Origin of the sequence: Hydrogenophaga intermedia (assembly GCF_000723405.1) — a bacterium.
Lineage (GTDB): Bacteria > Pseudomonadota > Gammaproteobacteria > Burkholderiales > Burkholderiaceae_C > Hydrogenophaga > Hydrogenophaga intermedia.
The window spans coordinates 1-22,294 of the sequence record NZ_CCAE010000058.1 but is presented as its reverse complement, the minus strand read 5'-3'; the positions used below and the strand labels follow the sequence as shown (position 1 = coordinate 22,294).

Annotated in this window: 16 protein-coding genes and 1 pseudogene; 8 read left to right on the top strand and 9 right to left on the bottom strand. The window is 68.0% G+C overall.

The genetic code is table 11. The features are described 5' to 3' along the window. Positions 1-5: 5 nt before the first annotated feature. Together panC and panB are read right to left on the bottom strand one after the other, a co-directional pair. Positions 6-857, bottom strand: coding sequence for a pantoate--beta-alanine ligase (gene panC / locus BN948_RS21855; protein WP_009520611.1), 852 nt, complete (start codon positions 855-857; stop codon positions 6-8). A gap of 34 nt (positions 858-891) precedes the next feature. Beyond that, positions 892-1,767 carry a 3-methyl-2-oxobutanoate hydroxymethyltransferase gene (gene panB / locus BN948_RS21850; RefSeq protein WP_009520612.1) on the bottom strand — a complete coding sequence of 292 codons (876 nt, stop codon included), beginning with the start codon at positions 1,765-1,767 and terminating at the stop codon, positions 892-894. 100 nt (positions 1,768-1,867) lie between these two features. Between panB and nadC the strand changes: the two genes are divergently transcribed. After that, on the top strand, positions 1,868-2,731 hold the full coding sequence (nadC, locus tag BN948_RS21845) for a carboxylating nicotinate-nucleotide diphosphorylase (protein WP_009520613.1): 864 nt from the start codon (positions 1,868-1,870) through the stop codon (positions 2,729-2,731). 9 nt (positions 2,732-2,740) lie between these two features. Continuing rightward, positions 2,741-3,847, top strand: a complete 1,107-nt coding sequence (nadA, locus tag BN948_RS21840) for a quinolinate synthase NadA (RefSeq protein ID WP_009520614.1) — start codon at positions 2,741-2,743, stop codon at positions 3,845-3,847. 38 nt (positions 3,848-3,885) lie between these two features. Here the strand turns inward: nadA and nadB are convergent, their stop codons facing one another. The 3 genes from nadB to BN948_RS21825 form a co-directional block, all read right to left on the bottom strand. Further along, a complete protein-coding gene (gene nadB, locus BN948_RS21835; protein WP_035623830.1) occupies positions 3,886-5,484 on the bottom strand; it encodes an L-aspartate oxidase in 1,599 nt (532 codons plus the stop codon). A 100-nt stretch (positions 5,485-5,584) separates the two neighbouring features. Continuing rightward, positions 5,585-6,439: a segregation and condensation protein A gene (locus tag BN948_RS21830; RefSeq protein ID WP_009520616.1), complete on the bottom strand. Its 855-nt coding sequence runs from the start codon at positions 6,437-6,439 to the stop codon at positions 5,585-5,587. A 10-nt stretch (positions 6,440-6,449) separates the two neighbouring features. Next, a complete protein-coding gene (locus BN948_RS21825) occupies positions 6,450-6,662 on the bottom strand; it encodes a DUF3460 family protein (RefSeq protein WP_009520617.1) in 213 nt (70 codons plus the stop codon). Positions 6,663-6,816: 154 nt separating this feature from the next. Between BN948_RS21825 and bamE the strand changes: the two genes are divergently transcribed. Then, the gene (gene bamE, locus BN948_RS21820) at positions 6,817-7,341 is read left to right on the top strand and encodes an outer membrane protein assembly factor BamE domain-containing protein (protein WP_009520618.1); all 525 of its coding nucleotides are present in this window, start codon (positions 6,817-6,819) and stop codon (positions 7,339-7,341) included. 6 nt (positions 7,342-7,347) lie between these two features. Here the strand turns inward: bamE and metG are convergent, their stop codons facing one another. Beyond that, positions 7,348-9,399, bottom strand: a complete 2,052-nt coding sequence (gene metG / locus BN948_RS21815) for a methionine--tRNA ligase (protein ID WP_035623824.1) — start codon at positions 9,397-9,399, stop codon at positions 7,348-7,350. A gap of 103 nt (positions 9,400-9,502) precedes the next feature. On the opposite strand from metG, the gene BN948_RS21810 reads away from it, so the two are divergent. From BN948_RS21810 to BN948_RS21795, 4 genes are all read left to right on the top strand, one after another. Beyond that, entirely contained in the window at positions 9,503-10,015 is a 513-nt protein-coding gene (locus BN948_RS21810; RefSeq protein WP_009520620.1) for a hypothetical protein, read from the top strand. 75 nt (positions 10,016-10,090) lie between these two features. Further along, positions 10,091-13,762: a hypothetical protein gene (locus tag BN948_RS21805; RefSeq protein WP_138819828.1), complete on the top strand. Its 3,672-nt coding sequence runs from the start codon at positions 10,091-10,093 to the stop codon at positions 13,760-13,762. 117 nt (positions 13,763-13,879) lie between these two features. Continuing rightward, entirely contained in the window at positions 13,880-14,971 is a 1,092-nt protein-coding gene (gene apbC, locus BN948_RS21800) for an iron-sulfur cluster carrier protein ApbC (RefSeq protein ID WP_009520622.1), read from the top strand. Positions 14,972-15,080: 109 nt separating this feature from the next. After that, positions 15,081-15,935 (top strand): GNAT family N-acetyltransferase, encoded by an 855-nt coding sequence (locus BN948_RS21795; RefSeq protein ID WP_009520623.1) that lies wholly within the window; start codon positions 15,081-15,083, stop codon positions 15,933-15,935. A gap of 91 nt (positions 15,936-16,026) precedes the next feature. Here the strand turns inward: BN948_RS21795 and BN948_RS21790 are convergent, their stop codons facing one another. After that, entirely contained in the window at positions 16,027-17,604 is a 1,578-nt protein-coding gene (locus BN948_RS21790) for a benzoate-CoA ligase family protein (RefSeq protein WP_009519628.1), read from the bottom strand. 25 nt (positions 17,605-17,629) lie between these two features. Continuing rightward, entirely contained in the window at positions 17,630-19,954 is a 2,325-nt protein-coding gene (locus BN948_RS26330) for a 3,4-dehydroadipyl-CoA semialdehyde dehydrogenase (RefSeq protein ID WP_138819826.1), read from the bottom strand. A 308-nt stretch (positions 19,955-20,262) separates the two neighbouring features. On the opposite strand from BN948_RS26330, the pseudogene BN948_RS21780 reads away from it, so the two are divergent. Further along, positions 20,263-20,595, top strand: a pseudogene (locus BN948_RS21780) (ferredoxin reductase domain-containing protein); the annotation flags it as partial. 39 nt (positions 20,596-20,634) lie between these two features. Here the strand turns inward: BN948_RS21780 and BN948_RS21775 are convergent. Continuing rightward, positions 20,635-22,294: WD40 repeat domain-containing protein (locus tag BN948_RS21775; RefSeq protein WP_081922018.1), on the bottom strand; the 1,660-nt coding region annotated here is incomplete at its 5' end.

Sequence of the window (22,294 nt, the reverse complement as noted above, 5' to 3'; positions counted from 1 at the left end):
CGGGCTCAGACCTCCAGGTTGTCGATCAGGCGCGTCTTGCCCAGCCGCGCCGCCCCCAGAACCACCAGCGCATCGCCCGGCTTCGGCGGCTGCAGGTCCTCGCGGCGGCGAACGCTCAGGTAGTCGGGCTGCCAGCCGCGCGCGGCCAGGGCTTGCATCGCGCGCTGTTCCAGGCCGGGCAACTGGCGCTCCAGGCCGTCGGCCGCGGCCAGCGCGTCGCGCGCCAGGCCGCGCAGCGCCAGCGAGAGCTGCACGGCCTCGGCGCGCTCGGCCTCGCTCAGGTACATGTTGCGCGAGCTCAGTGCCAGGCCATCGGCCGCGCGTTCTGTCGGGGCGCCCACGATGTCGATCGGCAGGGCGAACTGCTTCACCATGCGCCGCATGATCAGTTGCTGCTGGTAGTCCTTGAGCCCGAACATCGCGGTGCGGCGGCCCTTGGCTTCGCTGAACACGCACTGGAAGAGCTTCATCACCACCGTGCACACGCCGGTGAAGAAGCCGGGGCGGAAGTGGCCTTCGAGGATGTCGGCGAGCTCGGCGGGCGGGTGCACCTTGAAGCCCTGTGGCTCGGGGTACATCTCGCGCTCGCTGGGGGCGAACACCACGTCGCAGCCCGCGGCCTGCAGCTTCTCGCAGTCGGCCTCCAGCGTGCGCGGGTAGGTGTCAAAGTCTTCGTGTGGCGCGAACTGCAGGCGGTTGACGAAGATGCTCGCGACGGTGACGTCGCCCAGGGGCTTGGCGGTCTTGACCAGCGCCAGGTGGCCGGCGTGCAGGTTGCCCATGGTGGCGACCAGGGCGGGGGAGTCGTGAGGACGCAGCGCGTCGCGCAGGTCGGCGATGGTGTGAACGAGTTTCATGAAAACGATCGAAAGAAGCCGGGCGGGCGCGGGTTCACCAGGCGTGGACCGCGTCCTCGGGGAAAGCGCCGTCCTTCACGGCGCGCACATAGTTCGCCATGGCGTCGCGCACCGAGCCCGCGCCATCCATGAAGTTGCGCACGAACTTCGGGTTCTTGCCCAGGTTCACGCCCAGCATGTCGTGCATCACCAGCACCTGGCCGGCGGTGCCCTTGCCCGCGCCGATGCCGATGGTGTGGCAGCGCGGCAGTTGCTGCGTGATCTCGGTGGCCAGCGCGGCGGGCACCATCTCCAGCACCAGCATGGTGGCGCCGGCGTCCTGCAGTTCGAGGGCGTGGCGCTTGAGCGTGAGCGCGGCCTGGTCGTCGCGGCCCTGCACACGGTAGCCGCCGAGCGCGTGCACCGTCTGTGGCGTAAGGCCCAGGTGCGCGCACACCGGAATGCCGCGCTCGACGAGGAAGCGCACGGTGTCGGCCGTCCAGCCGCCGCCTTCGAGCTTGATCATGTGCGCGCCCGCGTGCACCAGTTGCGCGGCGCTGCGCATGGCCTGCTCCTTCGACTCGTGGTACGCGCCGAAAGGCAGATCGCCCAGCAGCCAGGCCGTGCCCTGCACGCGGCGCAGGCCGCGCGCCACGCTCTCGACGTGGTAGGCCATGGTTTCGAGCGTGACGCCCGCGGTACTGGCCAGGCCTTGGCAGACCATGCCGAGCGAGTCACCGACCAGAATGCATTCGACGCCGGCCGCGTCCGCCACCGCCGCGAAGGTGGCGTCGTAGGCGGTCAGCATGGTGATCTTTTCGCCGCGCTCGCGCAGCTCATTCAGGCGGGGCAGGCTCACGGGTTTGCGGGCGGGCAGGGGAGAGGCCGCCGGCAGCGTGCCGTAAGGTGTGGCGGGGGTGGGGTTGCTCATGTCGTGGTCCGGCGCGGGCCGGGCGGTGAACGAGAATGCGGGGGACTATAGTGCATTGCACCATGCGGATGCGCTCCGGGCAGACGACCCTTTCCCCACGATGAAACACCTCAGCGAATACACCTCCGCCGACATCGCCGCGCTGGCCGCGCAGGACGTCGCGCGCGCCCTGGCCGAAGACGTGGCCACGGGCGATCTCACCGCCGCGCTGGTCGACGCGCAGCGCCCGGCCCGTGCCCGCGTGCTCGCACGTGAAAGTGCCGTGCTCTGCGGCGCGCCCTGGGTGGAAGCCGCCGTGCGCGCGCTTGACCCGCAGGCGGTGATCACGTGGCACGTGGCCGAAGGCGCGCGTTGCGAGCCTGACCAGACCGTGCTCACCATCGAAGGTCGCGCGCAGCCGCTGCTGACGGCCGAGCGCACGGCGCTGAACTTCCTGCAACTGCTCTCGGCCGTGGCCACGCAGACGGCGACCTACGTGGCCGCCGTGGCCGGTACGCGCGCGGCCATTGTGGACACGCGCAAGACACTGCCGGGCCTGCGCCTGGCACAGAAATACGCCGTCACCGTCGGTGGCGGCGTGAACCACCGCATCGGCCTGTTCGACGCGGTGCTGATCAAGGAGAACCACATCGCCGCCGCGGGCGGCGTGGCCCAGGTGCTGCAGCGCGTGCGCGACACCGCGCCGGCCGCGCGCTTCGTCGAGATCGAGGTGGAGACGCTGGAGCAGCTCGATGAAGCATTGAGCCACGGCGCCACCATGGTGCTGCTGGACAACATGGACCTGACCACGCTGCGCGAAGCCGTGCGACGCAACGCCGGCCGCGCCATCCTCGAGATCTCGGGCGGCGTGAATCTGTCCACCGTGCGGGCGCTTGCAGAAACCGGCGTCGACCGCATCTCCATCGGGGCCCTGACGAAGGACGTGAAGGCCATCGATTACTCCATGCGCTTCGAGGCGCTGTGAGGTGAAGCCATGAGCAATGCCGCAGACATCATCGACGTCGAATACGAACAACCCGCCTGCCCCACGCAGCACGCCTGGGCGCGCGTGCCGGTGGAGCCCGGGCCGAAGCAGCGCGCCGAACTGAAGGAGCGCATCAAGGCGCTGCTGAAGGAGCGCAACGCGGTCATGGTCTCGCACTACTACGTGCACCCCGACCTGCAGGACCTGGCCATCGAGACCGGCGGCATCGTGAGCGATTCGCTGGAGATGGCGCGCTTCGGGCGCGACCACCCGGCGACCACGCTGGTGGTCTCGGGTGTGCGCTTCATGGGCGAGACGGCGAAGATCCTGAGCCCGGAGAAAACCGTGCTCATGCCCGACCTGGACGCCAACTGCTCCCTCGACCTGGGCTGCCCCATCGACGAGTTCAGCGCCTTCTGCGACGCCCATCCCGACCGCACCGTGGTGGTCTACGCCAACACCAGCGCGGCCGTGAAAGCGCGCTCCGACTGGTTGGTCACCAGCAGCTGCGCGCTCGACATCGTGCGCGCGCTCAAGGACAAGGGCCACAAGATCCTGTGGGCGCCCGACAAGCATCTGGGCGGCTACATCCAGCGCGAGACCGGTGCCGACATGCTGATGTGGAACGGTTCGTGCATCGTGCACGACGAGTTCAAGGCCTTCGAGCTGGAAGCGCTGAAGAAGGAACACCCCAAGGCCAAGGTGCTGGTGCACCCGGAGAGCCCGGCCGACGTGGTGGCGCTGGCCGACGCGGTGGGCTCCACCTCGGCCATCCTGAAGGCCGCCAAGGAGTTCGACGCGACCGAGTTCATCGTCGCCACCGACAAGGGCATGATGCACATGCTGCGCCAGCAGAACCCCGGCAAGGTGTTCGTCGAGGCGCCCACGGCCGGCAACAGCGCCACCTGCAAGAGCTGCGCGCACTGCCCCTGGATGGCCATGAACGGCCTGGCGGGCGTGGCGCAGGTGCTGGAGAAGGGCCTCAACCAGATCCACGTGGACCCGGCGCTGATCCCGCGCGCGCGCCAGCCCATCGACCGCATGCTGGCCTTCACGGCCGCGCACAAGGCCGGTCAGGACGCAGGCGCGCTGGTGCCTGACATCGGTGCAGCGTAGACGGGACGCCCCCCTGCGCCGCTCACGCGGAGAACACGTTACCGGGGCGGGGGCACCAGAATCGTGGGCTTCGCTTCCGGCAGCATCTCAGGGTAGTCCCGGCTGAAATGCAGGCCGCGGCTTTCGCGGCGCAGCATGGCCGACATCACGATCAGGTCGGCCACCTGCACCAGGTTGCGCAGCTCCAGCAGGTCGCGCGTAACGTGGAAGCGTGCGTAGAACTCGTGGATCTCGCGCTGCAGCAGGGTGATGCGGTGCGCCGCGCGCTCCAGGCGCTTGTCGGTGCGCACGATGCCCACGTAGTCCCACATGAAGCGGCGCAGCTCGTCCCAGTTGTGTGAGATGACGACCATCTCGTCAGCGTCGGTCACGCGGCTGTCGTCCCACAGCGGCAGCGCGGGTGGCTCGCCCGCCTGGTGCGCGCGGATGGCGCCGGCCGCCGCCTGCGCGAACACCATGCACTCCACCAGCGAATTGCTGGCCAGCCGGTTGGCGCCGTGCAGGCCCGTGCAGGTGGTCTCGCCCACCGCGTACAGGCCGGCGATCTCGGTGTGGCCTTCGAGGTCGGTGACCACGCCGCCGCAGGTGTAGTGCGCGGCCGGCACCACGGGGATGGGCTCCTTCGTGATGTCGATGCCCAGTTCGGCGCAGCGCGCCAGGATGTTGGGGAAGTGCTCGCGCAGGAACTCGGGGCTCTGGTGCGAGATGTCCAGGTGCACGCAGTCCAGGCCATGCTTCTTCATCTCGAAGTCGATGGCGCGCGCCACCACGTCGCGCGGCGCCAGTTCGGCGCGCGGGTCGTGGTCGGGCATGAAGCGGTGGCCGCCCAGCTCACCCAGGTGTGGCGGCAGCTTGAGGATGCCGCCTTCGCCGCGCACGGCCTCGGTGATGAGGAAGCTCTTGGCGTGCGGGTGGTACAGGCAGGTGGGGTGGAACTGGATGAACTCCATGTTCGCCACCTGGCAGCCCGCGCGCCAGGCGGCGGCGATGCCGTCGCCCGTGGCCGTGTCGGGGTTGGTGGTGTACAGGTACACCTTGCCCGCGCCGCCGGTGGCAAGCACGGTGTGGCGGGCCGAGAAGGTGACCACTTCGTCGCGCACGGTATCGAGCACGTAGGCGCCGAAGCAGCGGCGTTCGCCCCCCTGGCCGCTCAAGTGGCGCTCGGTGATCAGGTCCACCAGCATGTGGTGTTCGAACACCTGGATGTTGGGCGTGGCCTTCACGCGCTCGACCAGCGTGGCCTGCACGGCGGCACCGGTGGCGTCGGCCGCGTGCACGATGCGCCGGTGGCTGTGGCCGCCTTCGCGGGTGAGGTGCAGCTCACCATCGGCGGTGGAGAAGGGCACGCCCAGCTCACGCAGCCAGGCGATGGCGGCGGGCGCGTTCTCCACCGTGAACTCGGTGGCCTCGCGATCGCTCAGGCCGGCGCCGGCCACCAGGGTGTCTTCCACGTGGGAGGCGTAGCTGTCGCCCTCGGCCAGCACGGCCGCGATGCCGCCCTGCGCCCAGTTGCTGGAACCGTCGAGCAGCGCGCGCTTGGTGATGACGGCCACGCGGTGCGTGGCGCTCAGGTGCAGGGCGGTCGACAGCCCTGCCAAGCCACTGCCAATGACCAGGACGTCAAAGTGTTGGTTCATGTTCTGTTGGAGGACGGAGTACGAGCCGCCGCCGGGCCGCCCCAAGGCGGCTCAGCCCCCTCGGGGGGCAGCGACCCGCGCAGCGGCGGAGCGTGGGGGCTCATGTTGCTGGGGTGTAGGCGAGCCGCACGTAGATCGGTGCGAAGGCCTCGGCCTGGGTGAGCTCGATCAGGGTTTCCTTGGCGAGCTCGAGCATGGCGATGAAGGTGACGACCACCACCGGCACGCCCCGGGAGGTGTCGAAAAGATCGCCGAACTCGACGAACTGTCGGCCCTGCAGGTGGCGCAGCACGATGCTCATGTGCTCGCGCACGGAGAGCTCCTCGCGGCTGATCTTGTGGTGCTGCACCAGCTTGGCGCGCTTGAGGATGTCGCGCCAGGCGCTTTGCAGGTCGAGCATCTCCACGTCGGGAAAACGCGGCTGCAGTGCCTGCTCCACATAGATCTGCGCCCGCAGGAAGTCGCGGCCGTACTGGGGCACCTCGGACAGGCGCTGCGCGGCCAGCTTCATCTGCTCGTACTCGAGCAGGCGGCGCACGAGTTCGGCGCGCGGGTCCTCGGCTTCCTCGCCCTCGGCCGTCTTCTTGGGCGGCAGCAGCATGCGCGACTTGATCTCGATCAGCATCGCGGCCATCAGCAGGTATTCGGCGGCGAGCTCGAGGTTGGTGGCGCGGATCTCCTCGACGTAGGTCAGGTACTGGCGCGTCACCGCCGCCATGGGGATGTCGAGGATGTTGAAGTTCTGCTTGCGGATGAGGTAGAGCAGCAGGTCCAGCGGGCCCTCGAAGGCCTCGAGGAAGACGCGCAGCGCGTCGGGCGGGATGTACAGGTCCTGCGGCAGCTTGAACAGCGGCTCGCCATAGAGCCGCGCCAGCGCCACGTTGTCGATGACCGTGGGCAGCACCTCGTCAAGGCCTTGCGGGGCCTCGTCGAGGGACGGCGTCGGCTCGGTCATGCCCGCGGGCTCACTGGAAATCGGAATTCGTCTGGTAGACGTAGGGCTTCTGCGGCACGCGGGCCTGTCGGGCCTCGGCCGCGAACTCGCGGTCGATGGTCTTGTCCCAGAGCAGGTTGCGGCCTTTGCGCTGCTCCGCCTCCAGGCCGGGCTTGGCGGCCTTGAGCTGCTCGATGAACTCGGTGGTGTCGGATTGGTAGTCGGGGCGGCGGAAGAAGGACATGGTGGAGGAGGTGTCCGGATCGGGGAAACCGGCGATTTTACCGACCGGGCTGACCTGGCGCGCGGCGAGGCGAGGCCGAAAGCCTGGCGGTTACCGATCGCTACGCGGTCCCCGGGGCCTCGACCTACACTGCCAGTCCATTCTGGAGACCCGTATGACCCGACCGAACACCCGCAGCGCCTGGTGGCGCCTGGGCCGCCTCATCACCGGCGTGCTGGCCGCCGTGGGCTTCGTGGGCGCCTGCGACCTGCAGAATATCGCCGAGCTGGAGCCCGGCGTGTCCACCGAGGCCGACGTGCGTGAGAAGTTCGGCCAGCCCGAGGCCGTGTGGGACGGCGACGAGGGCGCCCAGATCTACGAGTACAACCGCCAGCCCGAGGGCGTGGTGAACTACATGATCACCATCGGTGCCGATGGCGTGCTGGTGAAGGTGTCGCAGGTGCTCACCGAAGAGAACTTTGCCAAGGTGCAGCCAGGCATGCCGCTGGAGCAGGTGCGCCGCCTGCTGGGCAAGCCGCGCAAGGTGCAGACCTTTGCGCTCAACGGCGAGACGCACCAGGACTGGCGTTTCCAGGCCAAGGGCCAGACCGAGCCGATGATCTTCAGCGTGGCCTTCGACAAGGACCTGCGGGTGATCAAGTCCGGGACGATGCCCGACCCGGACCTGCGGAAGAACTGAGCCGGTTCAGCGAACTCTCATGCCCGGCTGCGCGCCGGGCGACGGCTCCAGCACGAAGATGCCGGGTTGCGCCTTCTCGTCGGCGTGGCTCGCCGCCAGCACCATGCCCTCGCTCACGCCGAACTTCATCTTGCGCGGCGCCAGGTTGGCCACCAACACGGTGAGCTTGCCCTTCAACTGCTCGGGCTGGTAGGCGCTGGCGATGCCGCTGAAGACATTGCGGGTTTTGCCCTCGCCCACGTCGAGCGTGAGGCGCAGCAGCTTGGTCGAGCCCTCCACGCGCTCGCAGTCCACGATCTTCGCGATGCGCAGGTCGATCTTCGCGAAGTCGTCGATGGTGATGGTGTCGGCCAGGGCCTCACCGCCCGGCAAGGGTGCGGCTTCCACCGGCGCGGGCGGCAACTCGAACAGCGCGTCCAGCTGCTTCGGGTCCACCCGCTGCATCAGGTGCTGGTAGGGCTGGATGCCGTGGCCCGCGCCGAGCAGGCGGCCGGCGTCGGCCCACTGCATCGGCGACACCTGCAGGAAGCCTTCGACCCGCGCGGCCAGCGCGGGCAGTACGGGCTTGAGGTAGAGCGCGAGCAGGCGGAAGGCCTCGATGCAGGTGCTGCACACGTCGTGCAGGCGCGCGTCCTGGCCTTCCTGTTTGGCCAGTTCCCAGGGCTTGTTCTGGTCCACGTAGGCGTTCACCTGGTCGGCCAGGGCCATTACCTCGCGCAGCGCCTTGCCGTACTCGCGCGTGTCGAACAGCGTGGCGATGGCCGGTGCCTTGGCCTGCAGCGCCTGCAGCAGCGCCTCGCCATCGGCCGAGGCCGTGCCGAGTTTGCCCTCGAAGCGCTTGGCGATGAAGCCGGCCGCGCGGCTGGCGATGTTGATGAACTTGCCGATCAGGTCGCTGTTGACGCGCAACTGGAAGTCGTCCTGGTTGAAGTCCACGTCCTCGTTGCGCGCCGTGAGCTTGGCCGCGAGGTAGTAGCGCAGCCACTCGGGGTTCATGCCCAGGCTCAGGTACTTCAGCGGGTCCAGGCCGGTGCCGCGGCTTTTGCTCATCTTCTCGCCGTTGTTCACGGTGAGGAAGCCGTGCACGAACACCGCGTTGGGCGTCTTGCGGCCGCTGAAGTGCAGCATCGCTGGCCAGAACAGCGTGTGGAAGGTGATGATGTCCTTGCCGATGAAGTGGTACTGCTCGGTGGACGGGGCGGCCATGAAGGCGTCGAAGTCGATGCCTTGCTTGCCCAGCCAGTTCTTGAGCGAGGCGAGGTAGCCCACGGGCGCGTCCAGCCACACATAGAAGTACTTGCCCGGCGCGTCGGGGATTTCGATGCCGAAGTACGGCGCGTCGCGCGAGATGTCCCAGTCGCCCAGCTTGGTCTGGCCCTTGTCGTCGGGCGCGATCCACTCGCTGATCTTGTTCAGCACCTCGGGCTGCACGGCGCCGCTGTTCGTCCATTGCTTGAGGAAGTCCAGACAGCGCGGGTCGGACAGCTTGAAGAAGAAGTGCTCGGAGTTCTTGAGCAGCGGCTTGGCGCCCGACAGCGCCGAGTAGGGGTTGATCAGGTCCGTGGGGCTGTAGACCTTGCCGCAGACCTCGCAGTTGTCGCCGTACTGGTCCTTGGCGTGGCAGTTGGGGCACTCGCCCTTGATGAAGCGGTCGGGCAGGAACATGTTCTTCTCGGGGTCGAAGAACTGCTCGATGGTGCGCGTCTCGATCAGGCCAGCGGCCTTGAGGTCTTTGTAGATGGCCTGCGCGAGCTCGTGGTTCTCGGGCGCGTCGGTGCTGTGCCAGTTGTCGAAGGCGATGTGAAAGCCGTCGAGGTAGGGCTTGCGGCCGGCGGCGATGTCGGCCACGAACTGCTGCGGCGTTTTGCCCGCCTTGTCGGCCGCGATCATGATCGGCGCCCCGTGCGCGTCGTCGGCGCAGACGAAGTGCACCGCGTGTCCCTGCATGCGCTGAAATCGCACCCAGATGTCGGCCTGGATGTATTCCATGATGTGGCCGATGTGGAAGTGGCCGTTGGCGTAGGGGAGGGCGGTGGTGACGAAAAGCTGACGGGGCATGGCGGTGTCCACGACGAAACCGCCCATTTTATGAGGGGCGGGAACCGCGTCGTGTGGCCGGGGCACTGAGGCGGTCCCTTGCCTGGCTCCCTGGAGGCCCCTCATGCGCGAACTTCACCATCACCTCGACCAGTACCTCGCCTCGCTGGGTCTCGCCCTCGCGCAGAGCGGCGATCACGACAGCCTCGTCTTCCACACGCGTGACGACGTATGGATGGGCGCCAGCCACATGGCCGATGGGCGCCTGCGCCTGTTCGCCTGCCCCGGCCATGCGTCCGCGGATTGGTTGCAGGACTTGCGTGAGGACAGCCTGGCCGAAAGGTCCGACTTTGTGCGCGACCCGTTCGACCAACTGGAACGCGATGTGGTGGTGCGTTGGTGGAGCGGAGCCGTCGAGTGGTCTGTCGCCGTGGAGCGCTTGAGCGGCGCCGTGACCTTGTCCTTGTTGATGGCCGATGGACCGCGCCAACCCGACGACTGGGCCCGGTGCCTGGAGCGGTTCGAACAGCAGTTCGAGGTCTGGCGGGACCGCTTGCAAGACGAAGCGCCTCCGCTGGCGCAGGACGCCGCCCACTTCACCAGGCTGCTGAGCGCAGGACACCTGTTGCCGGCGTGATGCCGGGGCGCGCGGTGCCCCTCTCGTTGGTTCTCCGGGTTCACGGAATTCTTTTCTCTCGACTACGTCATTTCCATGTTCAAAACCAGTACCAAAAAAAAGAAGCCGGTGGAAACCTCTTCAGCGATTCCACCAGTTCGCCCGAACCGATCGAATGTCCCCACGGGAAACGTGGTGCCGGTCGAGATCAATTGGGCACCGAAGCCTCTGAAGTCCCCCCGGAAATCGCACAAACCCACACGAGGCCTCATTCAAAGGCCGCACCAGGCGGTGGCGTCCGGGCCGGCTTCCCTGCGCGCCACGCACCTCAAGCCCGGCAACTGGGACCGGTTGGGGGCCCTGCTCAAGCCGATCACCGACCGCAACACGGTCCCACTCATGGCGACGGGCACGTCCATCAAGGCGGCGCATTTCATGGACCTGCAGCAGCCGGATCTGCTGGACTGGCAGACGATGATCGAGACGCTCGTGCTGCACGGCGAAGCCGATGCCGCTCGCAGACTCCTGGCGATGTGCACCGACACCACCCTCTTCGCCTTGCTGACGGATTTGTCGCCCGATTGCCTGGGCGCGATGGCGGCGAACGACGATTTTGTCGCCAGGAAGTTGTTCATTGATCTGCTCTACGGCACGGCGACGAAGGCCGCCGATGCCCGGCACTTTGCGTTGGTCTCCCGGCTCCTGACCCACCTGCCTCCAAAGGAGCGTGCGCGACTGATCTTGAAGTTTCCGGATGCCACGCGTGTGCCAGCGGCACCGGTAGGTGGCAAACCGTCTCTTGAACTGGCCAAGGGCGATATCGATGAGGAGACGTGGTTCATGGTCAGGTTGGCCCTTGAGGAGACAGTGGCCGAACAGCAGCGTCGTCAGGACGATACCGATCCGCCGCCCATGCTGAAGGTCACCGCAGACGCCATCTCCACGGCGCAGCCACAGATGGCCAGCTGGAATCTATCCAACGGGTTTTCCCAGGCGATCGGGACTCTGTTGGGTGCGAATCAGTACGTGAAGGCCTGCGATCTGCTGCTGATGTGCTCGCCGCTGGCCCGGGCCTACGTGTTCCAGGCGTTGATGGCGTCCTCGGAGCCGGCCGCCAGTTGCTTCAATCAACTGGCGAGCATTGAAGTGCCCGAGGTTCGCGCGCTGTTGGAGCAAGCCGTCGCGGGGTGTCTTGGTGGTGTCGCCGGATTCTCGGCGAAGGACGCGCAGAAGTTGGATGAGACGCTGATGCGCTTGCGCACCTGCCAGAAATCGTGGGCCAATGCCAAGGCCGGTCAGGCGAACCGCTTCTGGCGAGCGTATGACGGCTGTTCGCCGGAAGAGCGGAAAAGACTGGACAACATGGTGCCTCCGCACTGGCTGGGCCTGAAAGCCGTTGCGCTGGATCTTTCGACGCCCGCCGCCCGCCTGCGGGATGAAATCACTGCCGCGTTCAAGAGCAGCGTTGATGCCGGCCTGCTGGCCTGCGAGGCGGCGATGAAAGAGTGCGAGCAATGGAAGGAGGATCGCCCATGGGTTCTGCTGACGCGCGGCATCGTGACGCAGGCGCTGAAACTGTGGGCGGGCGAGAAAGTGGCATCGAAAGAAGGCCTGGAGGTGGACAACCCCTTGACGCCGGAACAGGACATGCGAGTGGCCGCCTTGAACGAGCGGTCGTGGATCGGGCCGCTGACGAGCCGGGACCTGAGGAGCGTGTCGGCGGTGCCGGACGTCTGTGACATGCTGCTGCAGGCGGCGGTGGAGCAGGCCATCAACGCCGAATCCGCCGCCGAGCGCCGCAACTACGTGCAAGGCCTTGGCCACCTGTGCCGGCAATTGCACAAGCGCGACACCCCGATGGAGCGTCACCTGGCGTGCCGACTGAACGAGTACCTTCGCCAGGGGCTGAATGCCCTGTTGACCGGAACCGGTGATCGCGACGAACACGAGTTCCTCGAAGCCCAGTTGCGGAAACTGCCACCCTTGATCGAGGATGTGTTCCTCGCCGCATCCGACGTGTCGGACCTGGTGCAGCTCGGACATGAAGGCGCCGCGAACGAGTACCTTGACCTGGTGGAGCGGACGCTGACCGAGCAGATGGGGGCTAACGGATGGCAGTGGAGCCATCACCGCTGGACGGCGATCGCAGGCGACAACGGGCTCCAAATGCGCCAGCGTTGGGTCGCGGAGCAAGCCATCGAGGTGTTGAAGTCCTGTTCGAATGCCGACAAGCGCCCGCTGCTGCCGATGCTGGAGCAGTGGCTGGCCAACGAGGCCCTGCCCCTGAAGGATTGCGACCAGGCGACGCTGGACGCCATCAAGGCATGCGCCGGGCAGGCATGGGCAGCGAAATCTGCTCTCAAGGTGTGGTCCGCAGCGTGCGGAACCCTGGCGCAGACGCGGGAGTGGATGCAGGACCTCTACCGGTTGAGCCAGCGACTGCCGGATGATGAGAGGCGGGTCATCCTGGAGCGCCTGGGCGGCGAGGCATTCGCGCAGTGGCTGGACGCCGTGCAGCAAAGCGGGGAGCAGCAGCGGGTGGCACTGGAAGAAGCCCTGGCACAGGTGCTGGGCAGCGAGCATCTCAACGCCGATGTTGGCGATTGGATGGTCAAAGTGCTCGGCCACCCCAGCGGTCCCGGGCTTCCCTACACAAAAACTTCCGCGGATCAACTGATTCAAGCGCCCGAGGCCAGCCTGCTGCAAGCCGCCCTGGCGCGCCTGATCCTGTCGCCCGACTGCAATGCCCAAGTGGTGAACAGGGTGCTCACCGCAATGGGACCTCGCATCGATCTGCTGCCGGTGCTGTTGTGCCCACTCCCCCAGCCAGGGCATCCGGGGCGCCCGGACACCTCAGGGATCGATCGCCTGTTGAGGCTATGCGACATCCTGTCGCAAGACCCACACGTGATGAAGTCCCTGTCTTCTCTGAAGGTGAAATGGTCCCTTGCCTGGCAGGCCGCGCTGTACCTGGGCGGGCTCATGGCCGAGCGTCGCGCCCAGGGCGGTGGGTTCACGCTCGACGCGGAGGTGATTTCGACTGTGGGCCTGCTGCCCGCATTCGACGGTGCTCGATGGCGTCCTGGGGAACTGCTTTTCAAGCCCCTGTGGGAACACGCTGTGGTGAACGGGTTGAACTGTCCCGTGGCATTCAGCGCCTGGTACCTGCAGCAAGAAGTGATTGGCGGGCAAGTGCACACCATGCACCTGTTCCACCTGCAAAAAGCGCAGGCCCTTCTTCACTGGATGCCGATATCGCCCCTTCCGTCTGGCGAGCCGACGGATGAACGGCTGGGCGCGCTGCGGTGCCGTCTGATGCTGGCCTGGTGCGACGGCTATCGGTTCATGAAGGCAACGGCCCCTTCTCTCAACCCGGCGTTCGCCGACGCCATGCGGGATGAGCATGCCATCGGGCCAGGACCCATGGCGACCGCCATGGTGGCGGCCGTCGAACTGTCCGCCCGCCGGACGGGTACAGGCGGGGGAACGGGACAGTTCCTGGACGCCGATGCGCTGCGGGACCTGGCCATTGGGTGGCACCGGGTGTTGGAGAAGGACGAGAACTGGCTCTCGTCACTGCCCAAGGACATCAGGGTTTGGGTCCAGTCGTTCGCGGACACCGCTTTTGTCAGGGTCGACAGCGGCGACCAGATACGTGCTGCTCTGGTGGACCGCTTGCGCGAACAATGGCCTGCGCTGCCGCCCGACAGCGATGCCTGGCGCGAGCGCTTCGGGCAATATGCCCGCAGCGCGGGCAAGGGCGGCTGAGCCCCTTGCATGGCGGTGGCGGCCCCGCGGCGGTAGACTTCCGCCGCCGCAGAGCGCCCGCCCCCGCAGTCCCCCGCGGTGTGGCGGCCATCCCCACACCCCTGGAGCCATCCCCCCATGCCCGTCGACCAACAGGCCCTGATGCAGGCGCTGCAAGCCGTGCAAGACCCGAACACCGGGCGCGATTTCGTCACCACCAAGGCGCTCAAGGGCCTGCAGGTGAATGAGGGCGACGTGTCTTTCGAAGTCGAACTCGGCTACCCGGCCAAGAGCCAGATGCCCGCGCTGCGCAAGGCGCTGATCGCGGCGGCCAAGACGGTGCCGGGCGTGGAGAACGTGTCGGTCAACCTGCAGACCAAGGTCATCGCGCACGCGGTGCAGCGCGGTGTGCAGCTCATGCCCAACGTCAAGAACATCATCGCCGTGGCCTCGGGCAAGGGCGGCGTGGGCAAAAGCACCACGGCCGTGAACCTGGCGCTGGCCCTGGCGGCCGAGGGCGCCTCGGTTGGCGTGCTCGACGCGGACATCTACGGCCCCAGCCAGCCCATGATGCTGGGCATCGAGGGCCGGCCCGAGAGCATCGACGGCACCACGATGGAGCCGCTGGAAAACTACGGCGTGCAGGTCATCTCCATCGGTTTCCTCATCGACCGCGACGAGGCCATGATCTGGCGCGGTCCCATGGCCACGCAGGCGCTGGAACAGCTGCTGCGCCAGACCAACTGGAAGGATCTCGATTACCTGATCGTCGACATGCCGCCCGGCACTGGCGACATCCAGCTCACCCTCTCGCAGCGGGTGCCCATCACGGGCGCCGTCATCGTCACCACGCCGCAGGACATCGCCCTGCTCGACGCGCGCAAGGGCATCAAGATGTTCGAGAAGGTGGGCGTGCCCATTCTGGGCATCGTGGAGAACATGGCCGTGCACGTGTGTGAGAAGTGCGGCCACGTGGAGCACATCTTCGGTGCCGACGGCGGCAAGAACATGGCGGCCGAGTACGGCATGGACTACCTGGGCGCGCTGCCGCTGAACATGAGCATCCGCGTGCAGGCCGACGGCGGTCGGCCCACCGTGGTGGCCGACCCCGAGGGCGAGATCGCGGGGCTGTACAAGTCGGTCGCGCGGCAGGTGGCGATCAAGATCGCATCCAAGGCCAAGGACTTCTCCTCGAAGTTTCCGAGCATCAAGATCTCCAGCGACACCTGAGCGCGTCGCTGATGCGCCCGTCGTGGGACGGGCGCGGCGAATACCGCCTGGGTGGTATGGCCCCGGGCGCGGCCTTGCGGTGTCATCGGCGCTTCCAGAGGAGGCCACGATGAAGGCAGCACCCACCCACCGACTGCAGCGCATGTCGCGCACCGACCTGGCGCTGGCCCTGCAGTGGGCCACGCGCGAGGGCTGGAACCCCGGCCTGCACGACACCGACCTGTTCCACGCGATCGACCCGCGCGGCCACTTCATGGCCTGGATCGGCGAGCAGCCCGTGGCTTGCATCAGCGGCCTGCGCCACGGCGTGGGCTATGGCTTCATCGGCCTGTACATCGTGGAGCCCAGCTTTCGTGGCAAGGGCCTGGGGCTGGCGGTGTGGAACGCGGCGCTGGAGCACTTGAAGGGCTGCGTGGTGGGACTGGACGGGGTGCCGGAGCAGCAGGACAACTACGCGCGCAGCGGCTTCGACCTGGCCTGGCGCAACCGGCGCTACAGCGGGCTCGGCCTGGGCCCGCGCCCGCCGCACCCGCGCATCGTGCGCCTGGCGGGTATGCCGTTCGACAGCCTGGCCGCCTACGACCGCCTCTTTCACCCCGAGCCGCGCCCGGCGTTCCTGCAGACCTGGATCCGTCAGCGCCGGGGCACGGCGCTGGGTTGGTTGCAGGACGGCGAGCTGCGCGGCTACGGCGTGCGGCGCGCCTGCGTGCACGGCCACAAGATCGGCCCGCTGTGCGCCGATTCCCCGGCGATCGCCGAGGGCCTGCTGCAGGCCCTGTGCGCGGGCGTTGGCTCGCAAGAGACCGTGCACCTGGACGTGCCCGAACCCAACCGCGAGGCGCTGGCGCTGGCCGAGCGGCAAGGCTTCGTGCCGGGCTTTCCCACGGCGCGCATGTACCGCGGGCCCCGGCCGCACGTGGATCTGGCGCGGCAGTACGCGCTGACCGCACTGGAGATCGGCTAGAAGCGTGCGGCCCCCACGCTCCGCCGCTGCGCGGGTCGCTGCCCCCCGAGGGGGCTGATCCGCCTTGGGGCGGCCCGGCGGCGGATCGCGCTCAGCCCGCCGCCTTCTCCCGCTCCCGCAGGCGAAAGCGCTGGATCTTGCCGGTGGCGGTCTTGGGGAGTTCGTCCAGGAACTCGATGAAGCGCGGGTACTTGTAGGGCGCCAGTCGCTCCTTCACGAAGCCCTGCAGGTCGGCTGCGCTGGCCTGCTGGCCGGGCTTGAGCACCACATAGGCCTTGGTCTTGGTCAGGCCGTCGCTGTCTTCCTTGCCGATGACGGCAGCCTCCAGCACGGCGGGGTGCTGCACCAGCGTGGCCTCCACCTCGAAGGGGCTCACGTAGATGCCGCTGACCTTGAGCATGTCGTCGTTGCGGCCGGCGTAGGTGTAGGTTCCGTTGGCGTTGCGCAGGTACTTGTCGCCGCTCTTGGTCCAGCTGCCCTGGAAGGTGTCGCGGCTCTTGGTGCGGTTGTTCCAGTACATCAGGGCGGCGCTGGGGCCCTTGATGTACAGGTCGCCGATGTCGGAGGAGCCGTCGGCGTTCTCGGCCACGGGGCGGCCGTCCTCGCCGCGCAGCTCCACCTCGTAACCCGGTACGGGGCGGCCGGTGCTGCCGTAGTGCACGTCGCCGGGCACGTTGGACAGGAAGATGTGCAGCATCTCGGTGGAGCCGATGCCGTCAATGATCTCGACGCCGAAGTGGCGGGTCCAGCGCTCGCCGATGTCCTGCGGCAGCGCCTCGCCGGCCGAAGAGCACAGGCGCAGCGCCACCGCGCCCTTCGCGGGCAGATCGGGGCTGGCGAGCATGCCGCCATAGCCCGTGGGCGCGCCGCAGAAGATCGTGGGTTTGTGTTCCGTCATGCGCTTGAAGCAGGCTTGCGGCGTGGGCCGCTCGGCCATCAGCACCACGCTGGCGCCCACGCTCAGCGGAAAGCTCAGCGCATTGCCCAGGCCGTAGGCGAAGAAGAGCTTGGCGGCGGAGAAGACCACGTCGTCCTCGCGCATCTTCAGCACGCCCTTGCCGTAGAGCTCGGCCGTCCAGTACAGGTTGCCCTGGGTGTGCACCGTGCCCTTGGGCGCGCCGGTGGAGCCGCTGGAGTAGAGCCAGAAGGCGGGTTCCTCGGCGTGCGTGTCGCAGGGGTCGGCGGGGCGGGCGCGCGCCAGCAAGTCGGCGAAGTCGTGGGCCCCGGCGGGCAGCTTGTCGGCGCGCGAGACGATCAGGTGCTTGACGTCGTGCGTGCGCAGGGCCAAGGCCTCTTCGATCACCGGCACGAGCGCACCCGAGACGATGGCGGCCTGCGCGCGGCTGTCGCCCAGCATGTAGGCGATGTCCTTGGCCGGCAGCAGGGTGTTCACGGCCACGGGCACCACGCCTGCGTACAGCGCGCCCAGGAAGGCCACCACCCAGTCGCTGCTGTCGTGCGCGAGCAGCAGCACACGCTCTTCGCGGCGCAGGCCCAGGGCCTGCAGCGCGCCCGCACAGCGGCGCACGGCCTCGTCGAGTTGGCCGTAGCTGAGCGTTCCCCGGTCGTCGATGAGCGCGGTCTTGGCCGCGCGGGCGGCGTTGGCCGAGAGCAGGTGGCGGGCGAAGTTGAAGCGCGCCGGTGGCGCGGCCACGGTGTCTGTGCTCATGGCTTGTCTCCTCGGGATCGTGCAATCAATACGTCAGCGGGGTGGTGCTTGCGGCCAAGGCATCCAGAGCGGCCGTGCTCGCCTGAACCGCGCTGCGGCGGTGGTAGAAGCCCAGCGCCCGCAGGCCGCCCAGCTCTTCGCCGCCACCCGCGCGGCCGGGGCCGCCGTGCAGGGACTGCGGCATCACGTTGCCGTGCCCGGTGTGCAGGCTGGCCACGTCGGGCGAGATGGCGTGCACGCGGCCGTGGCTGTCGGCCAACTCCAGCGCGGCGCGCGCGGTGAAGGCCGGGTCGGCGCTGTAGACCGAGGCCACGAGCGAGCCCTGGCCGCGGCGGATGAGTTCGAAGGCCTGGGCCTCGTTGTCGTAGGGCATGAGCGTGGACACGGGGCCGAAGACCTCCACGTCGTGCAGCACGCGCGCGCCCACCGGGTCGCTGGTGCCCAGCAGCACGGGCATGGCGCAGGCGGCCACGGCGGGGTCGGCGTCCACCAGCGCCTGGTTGCGGCCGTCGTACAGCGGCTGGGCTTCGGCCAGCAGTTGCGCCAGGCCTTCGCGCACGCCGTCGAACTGCGCGCGGCTCACCAGCGCGCCCATGCGCACGGCCTCGTTGCGCGGGTTGCCCACGCTCACCTTCGACAACTTCGCGCCAATGGCCTGCGCGGCGGCGTCGTACAGCGCGCGCGGCACGAAGGCGCGGCGGATGGCGGTGCACTTCTGTCCGCTCTTGACGGTCATCTCGCGCACCACCTCGCTCACGAAGAGCGTGAACGCTTCGCTGTCGGCGGTGGCGTTCGGGTCGAGCAGGGCGCTGTTGAGGCTGTCCGCCTCGATGTTGCAGCGCACCGAGCGCTCGGCGATGGCCTTGTGCCCGCGGATCTGCGCCGCCGTGCCGGCCGAGCCGGTGAGGGACAGCACGTCGAAGGGCTGCAGCGCGTCCAGCAGGCCGGCGGAGGAGCCGCAGATGACCGACAGCGCGCCGGCCGGCAGCACGCCGGCTTCCACCACGTCCTGCACCATGCGCTGGGTGAGCCAGGCGGTGGGCGTGCCGGGCTTCACCACCACGGGCACGCCCGACAGCAGCGCGGGCGCGGCCTTCTCCCACAGGCCCCAGCTCGGGAAGTTGAAGGCGTTGATGAACAGCGCCAGGCCGCGCGTGGGCGTGAGGATGTGCTGGCTCTGGAAGGCCGGGTCCTTGCCCAGGCGGATGCGCTCGCCGTCGAGCAGGGCGCGCGCGTCGCCGAGTTTCTCGCCCCATTTGGCGTACTGGCCGATGGTGAAGATGCCGCCGTCGATGTCCACGGCCGAGTCGCGCGTGACGGTGCCCGAGTTGGCGGTGGCGATGGCGTAGTAGTCGTCGCGCTTGGCCTGCAGCACCTGGCCGATGGCGGTGAGCAGGCCGGCGCGCTCGCGGTAACTGAGTGCACGCAGCGCGGTGCCGCCTTGCTCGCGCGCGAAGGCGAAGGCGCTGGCCAGGTCCAGGCCCTCGCGGCTCACGCGCACGAGTTCGGTGCCCAGGGTGTTGCCGTCGGCCGACAGCGCGACCCGGCCGCCGAAGCGATCCCCCATGCCCGTATTCAGGGGCACCACCCGGACCGGCGGCCCCCAACTGCCGCCCGAGCGGGTGAAGACGAAGGCGGCACCGCTGACGGGCAGGACGCTGCTTTCCTGTGGAGCCCCGACGGCCAGGGTGTCGCCCTCGCTCGACAGTGCCACGCTGGCGCCGAACTGGTCGCCCTGATGGGCCGCGCTGGCCTCCAGCAAGGCCTGCTGTCGCCACGTGGTGCCATCGCGCACGAACACGTACACCGCGCCACTTGTGCTGTTGCTGGCGCCGGCCCCGGGGGCGCCGATGGCCAGGTAGTGGCCGTTTGCGGACAGCGCCAGGGCGCTGCCGAAGAGGTCTTGGTCGGCCGGGTCGGACGCCTTGAGGTAGCCGACGGCCGAAGCCAGGTTGCCGCTCGCGCCCAACTCCGCTGCGTCGACACAGTCCTGGTGCTTGCAGACCTGCAGCCGGTAGCGCGCGTTCACCCGCTCTGGCAGGAAGACCTCGTGGTCGTGCAGCGTGCTGTTGGCCGGCAGCTCGGCGATCGGCGAGTAGCCCGATGCGCCATCGGGGTCTTCGAGCAGGCGGTAGCCGGTCTCGTCGGGGGTGTCGTCCCACGAGAAGCGGAACGACCTGATGGCGGTGGGCGTGAGGGTGAAGGCCGGCGGGGCGCCAGAGGTGGTGGTGGCGGGCACGTGCACGCTGGTGTTCGTGGGGGCGGCTGCGGAGCCTCCTCCACAGGCGGCGAGGGCGCTGGCGGCCAGGAGCAGGAACAAGCGGATGGTGTGGGTGAAGGCGGATGTCACGGGTGGCGGGCGGCGATTGAGGATGGCCGCGATTGGATATCCGACCACCACCCGCCATCCATACGACCTAGGCAGTAGTTCTGCTCACATCAAAGAAGCGAGAGCTTTCGCCGCCGGTATGCCAACCCCTGACACGCGCCGGGATATCTCCCTGGGGGTATGTCGGCGGATGACGTAGAGTCGTCGTGCCGTATGCAAGTCGCCCGTATGCAAGACGCCCATTGCCCTCCGGGCCCGCCCGGCAACGGCCCGTGATCGAGGTCGATGTCGTGATGCGGGGCGAGCCCGTGCAGGGGCCGATGGCGCGCTTGCTGTTCTTCGGCGCGCGCACGCAGCAGGAGCTGCCGTACTTTGGCCCGCTGCCAAGCCTGCCCAAGGACTTCATCGACACCAACTTCGCCTTCAGCCGCAAGCCCGGTCAACCGAAGAAGTACGTGCAGGACGCCATGCGCGAGCGGGCCGCCGATTTGGCCGTGCTGCTCAAGGACCCGAACGCACACTTCTACGTCTGCGGCCTGAAGAGCATGGAAGAGGGCGTGGTGCTGGCGCTGCGCGACATCGCCACGGGCGCGGGACTGGGTTGGGAATCGGTGGGCAGCACGCTGCAGCGTGAGGGGCGGCTGCACCTCGAGACCTACTGAGGCCCCAAGTCGGTGCTCTGTGTGGCGCGGGCGCTGCGCTCAGAACAGGTACACCGCGCCGCTTGCTGATTTGCTGTTGTCGCTTGGATTTCCGCCGATTCCGGTGGCAGCGCTGGATTCCTGGTCGGCGCCGATGGCCAGGGTCTGGCCGTCGGCCGAGAGGGCCAGGCTGATGCCGAAGCGGTCGTTTTGATCGATAACGGATGCCTTGAGGTAGGCCTGCTGCTGCCAGGCTTCGCCGCTGCGCGTGAAGACATAGACTGCGCCGCTTTCCGGGCCGCTGTTGTCGAGCGGGTCGGTGCTGGCGCTGTTCTCGCCATCGGCGCCGATGGCCAGGGTCTGGCCGTCGGCCGAGAGGGCCAGGCTGGTGCCGAAGCGGTCGTGTTGATCGGTAACGGATGCCTTGAGGTAGGCCCGCTGCTGCCAGGCTTCGCCGCTGCGCGTGAAGATGTAGACGGCACCGTTATCGGAGCCGCGGTTGTCGAGCGGATCGGTGTTGGCGCTGTTCTCGCCATCGGCGCCGATGGCCAGGGTCTGGCCGTCGGCCGAGAGGGTCAGGCTGGTGCCGAAGCGGTCGTGTTGATCGGTAACGGATGCCTTGAGGTAGGCTTGCTGCTGCCATGCCACGCCGCTGCGCGTGAAGACGTAGACGGCACCGTTGCCCGAGCCGCTGTCGTCGAGCGGATCGGTGCTGGCGCCGTCATCACCATCGGCGCCGATGGCCAGGGTCTGGCCGTCGGCCGAGAGGGCCAGGCTGGCGCCGAAGCGGTCGTTTTGATCGGGAACGGATGCCTTCAGGTAGGCCTGCTGCTGCCATGCGTCGCCACTGCGCGTGAAGAGGTAGACGGCTCCGTTGTCCCAGCCGCTGTCGTCGAGCGGGTTGGTGCTGGTGCTGCGCTCCCTGGGGGCGCCAATGGCCAAGGTCTGGCCGTCGGCCGAGAGGGCCAGGCTGGTGCCGAAGCGGTCGCTTTGATCGGTGTTGGAAGCCTTGAGGTAGGCCTGCTGCTGCCATGCGTCGCCGCTGTGCGTGAAGACGTAGACGGCACCGTTGTCCCAGCCGCTGTTGTCGAGCGGGTTGGTGCTGGCGCTGTCCTCACTGTCGGCGCCGATGGCCAGGGTCTGGCCGTCGGCCGAGAGAGCCAGGCTGGTGCCGAAGCGGTCGCCTTGATCGGTGTTGGAAGCCTTGATATAGGCCCGCTGCTGCCATGCGTCGCCGCTGCGTGTAAAGAGGTAGACGGCACCGTTGTCCGAGCCGTTGTTGTCGAGCGGGTTGGTGCTGGCGCTGCGCTCGCTTGGGGCGCCGATGGCCAGGGTCTGGCCGTCGGCCGAGAGTGCCAAGCTCGTGCCGAAGCGGTCGCCTTGATCGGTGTTGGAAGCCTTCACGTACCCGATTGCCGGTGCCACCTGTCCCGCCACGTGCACAGCCGCTGAATCTGCGCAGCCCGCGGAGTTGCAGGCTTGCAGGATGTAGCTGGCATTGAGGCGCTCGGGCAGGAAGACCTCAAGGTCGTGTTGCGTTGTGTCGGCCGGCAGCGCAGCCACCTGGATGTAGCCCGATGTACCGTCGGGATTCTCCAGCAAGCGGTATTCGGTTTCACCCGGCCCGTCGGCCCAGTTGAAGCGCAGTGTCTTGATGGCCGTGGGCGACACGGTGGGTGTGGTGGGTGTGGTGGGTGTGGTGGGTGTGGTGGGTGTGGTG

Bases quoted from the DNA above. Each gene is read 5' to 3' on its own strand.
- BN948_RS21810 (WP_009520620.1), top strand. From the start codon at position 9,503: ATGCGCGAACTTCACCATCACCTCGACCAGTACCTCGCCTCGCTGGGT.
- nadB (WP_035623830.1), bottom strand. From the start codon at position 5,484: ATGAACCAACACTTTGACGTCCTGGTCATTGGCAGTGGCTTGGCAGGG.
- BN948_RS21790 (WP_009519628.1), bottom strand. From the start codon at position 17,604: ATGAGCACAGACACCGTGGCCGCGCCACCGGCGCGCTTCAACTTCGCC.
- BN948_RS21830 (WP_009520616.1), bottom strand. From the start codon at position 6,439: ATGACCGAGCCGACGCCGTCCCTCGACGAGGCCCCGCAAGGCCTTGAC.
- bamE (WP_009520618.1), top strand. From the start codon at position 6,817: ATGACCCGACCGAACACCCGCAGCGCCTGGTGGCGCCTGGGCCGCCTC.
- BN948_RS21805 (WP_138819828.1), top strand. From the start codon at position 10,091: ATGTTCAAAACCAGTACCAAAAAAAAGAAGCCGGTGGAAACCTCTTCA.
- panC (WP_009520611.1), bottom strand. From the start codon at position 857: ATGAAACTCGTTCACACCATCGCCGACCTGCGCGACGCGCTGCGTCCT.
- nadC (WP_009520613.1), top strand. From the start codon at position 1,868: ATGAAACACCTCAGCGAATACACCTCCGCCGACATCGCCGCGCTGGCC.
- apbC (WP_009520622.1), top strand. From the start codon at position 13,880: ATGCCCGTCGACCAACAGGCCCTGATGCAGGCGCTGCAAGCCGTGCAA.
- BN948_RS21795 (WP_009520623.1), top strand. From the start codon at position 15,081: ATGAAGGCAGCACCCACCCACCGACTGCAGCGCATGTCGCGCACCGAC.
- panB (WP_009520612.1), bottom strand. From the start codon at position 1,767: ATGAGCAACCCCACCCCCGCCACACCTTACGGCACGCTGCCGGCGGCC.
- metG (WP_035623824.1), bottom strand. From the start codon at position 9,399: ATGCCCCGTCAGCTTTTCGTCACCACCGCCCTCCCCTACGCCAACGGC.
- BN948_RS21825 (WP_009520617.1), bottom strand. From the start codon at position 6,662: ATGTCCTTCTTCCGCCGCCCCGACTACCAATCCGACACCACCGAGTTC.
- nadA (WP_009520614.1), top strand. From the start codon at position 2,741: ATGAGCAATGCCGCAGACATCATCGACGTCGAATACGAACAACCCGCC.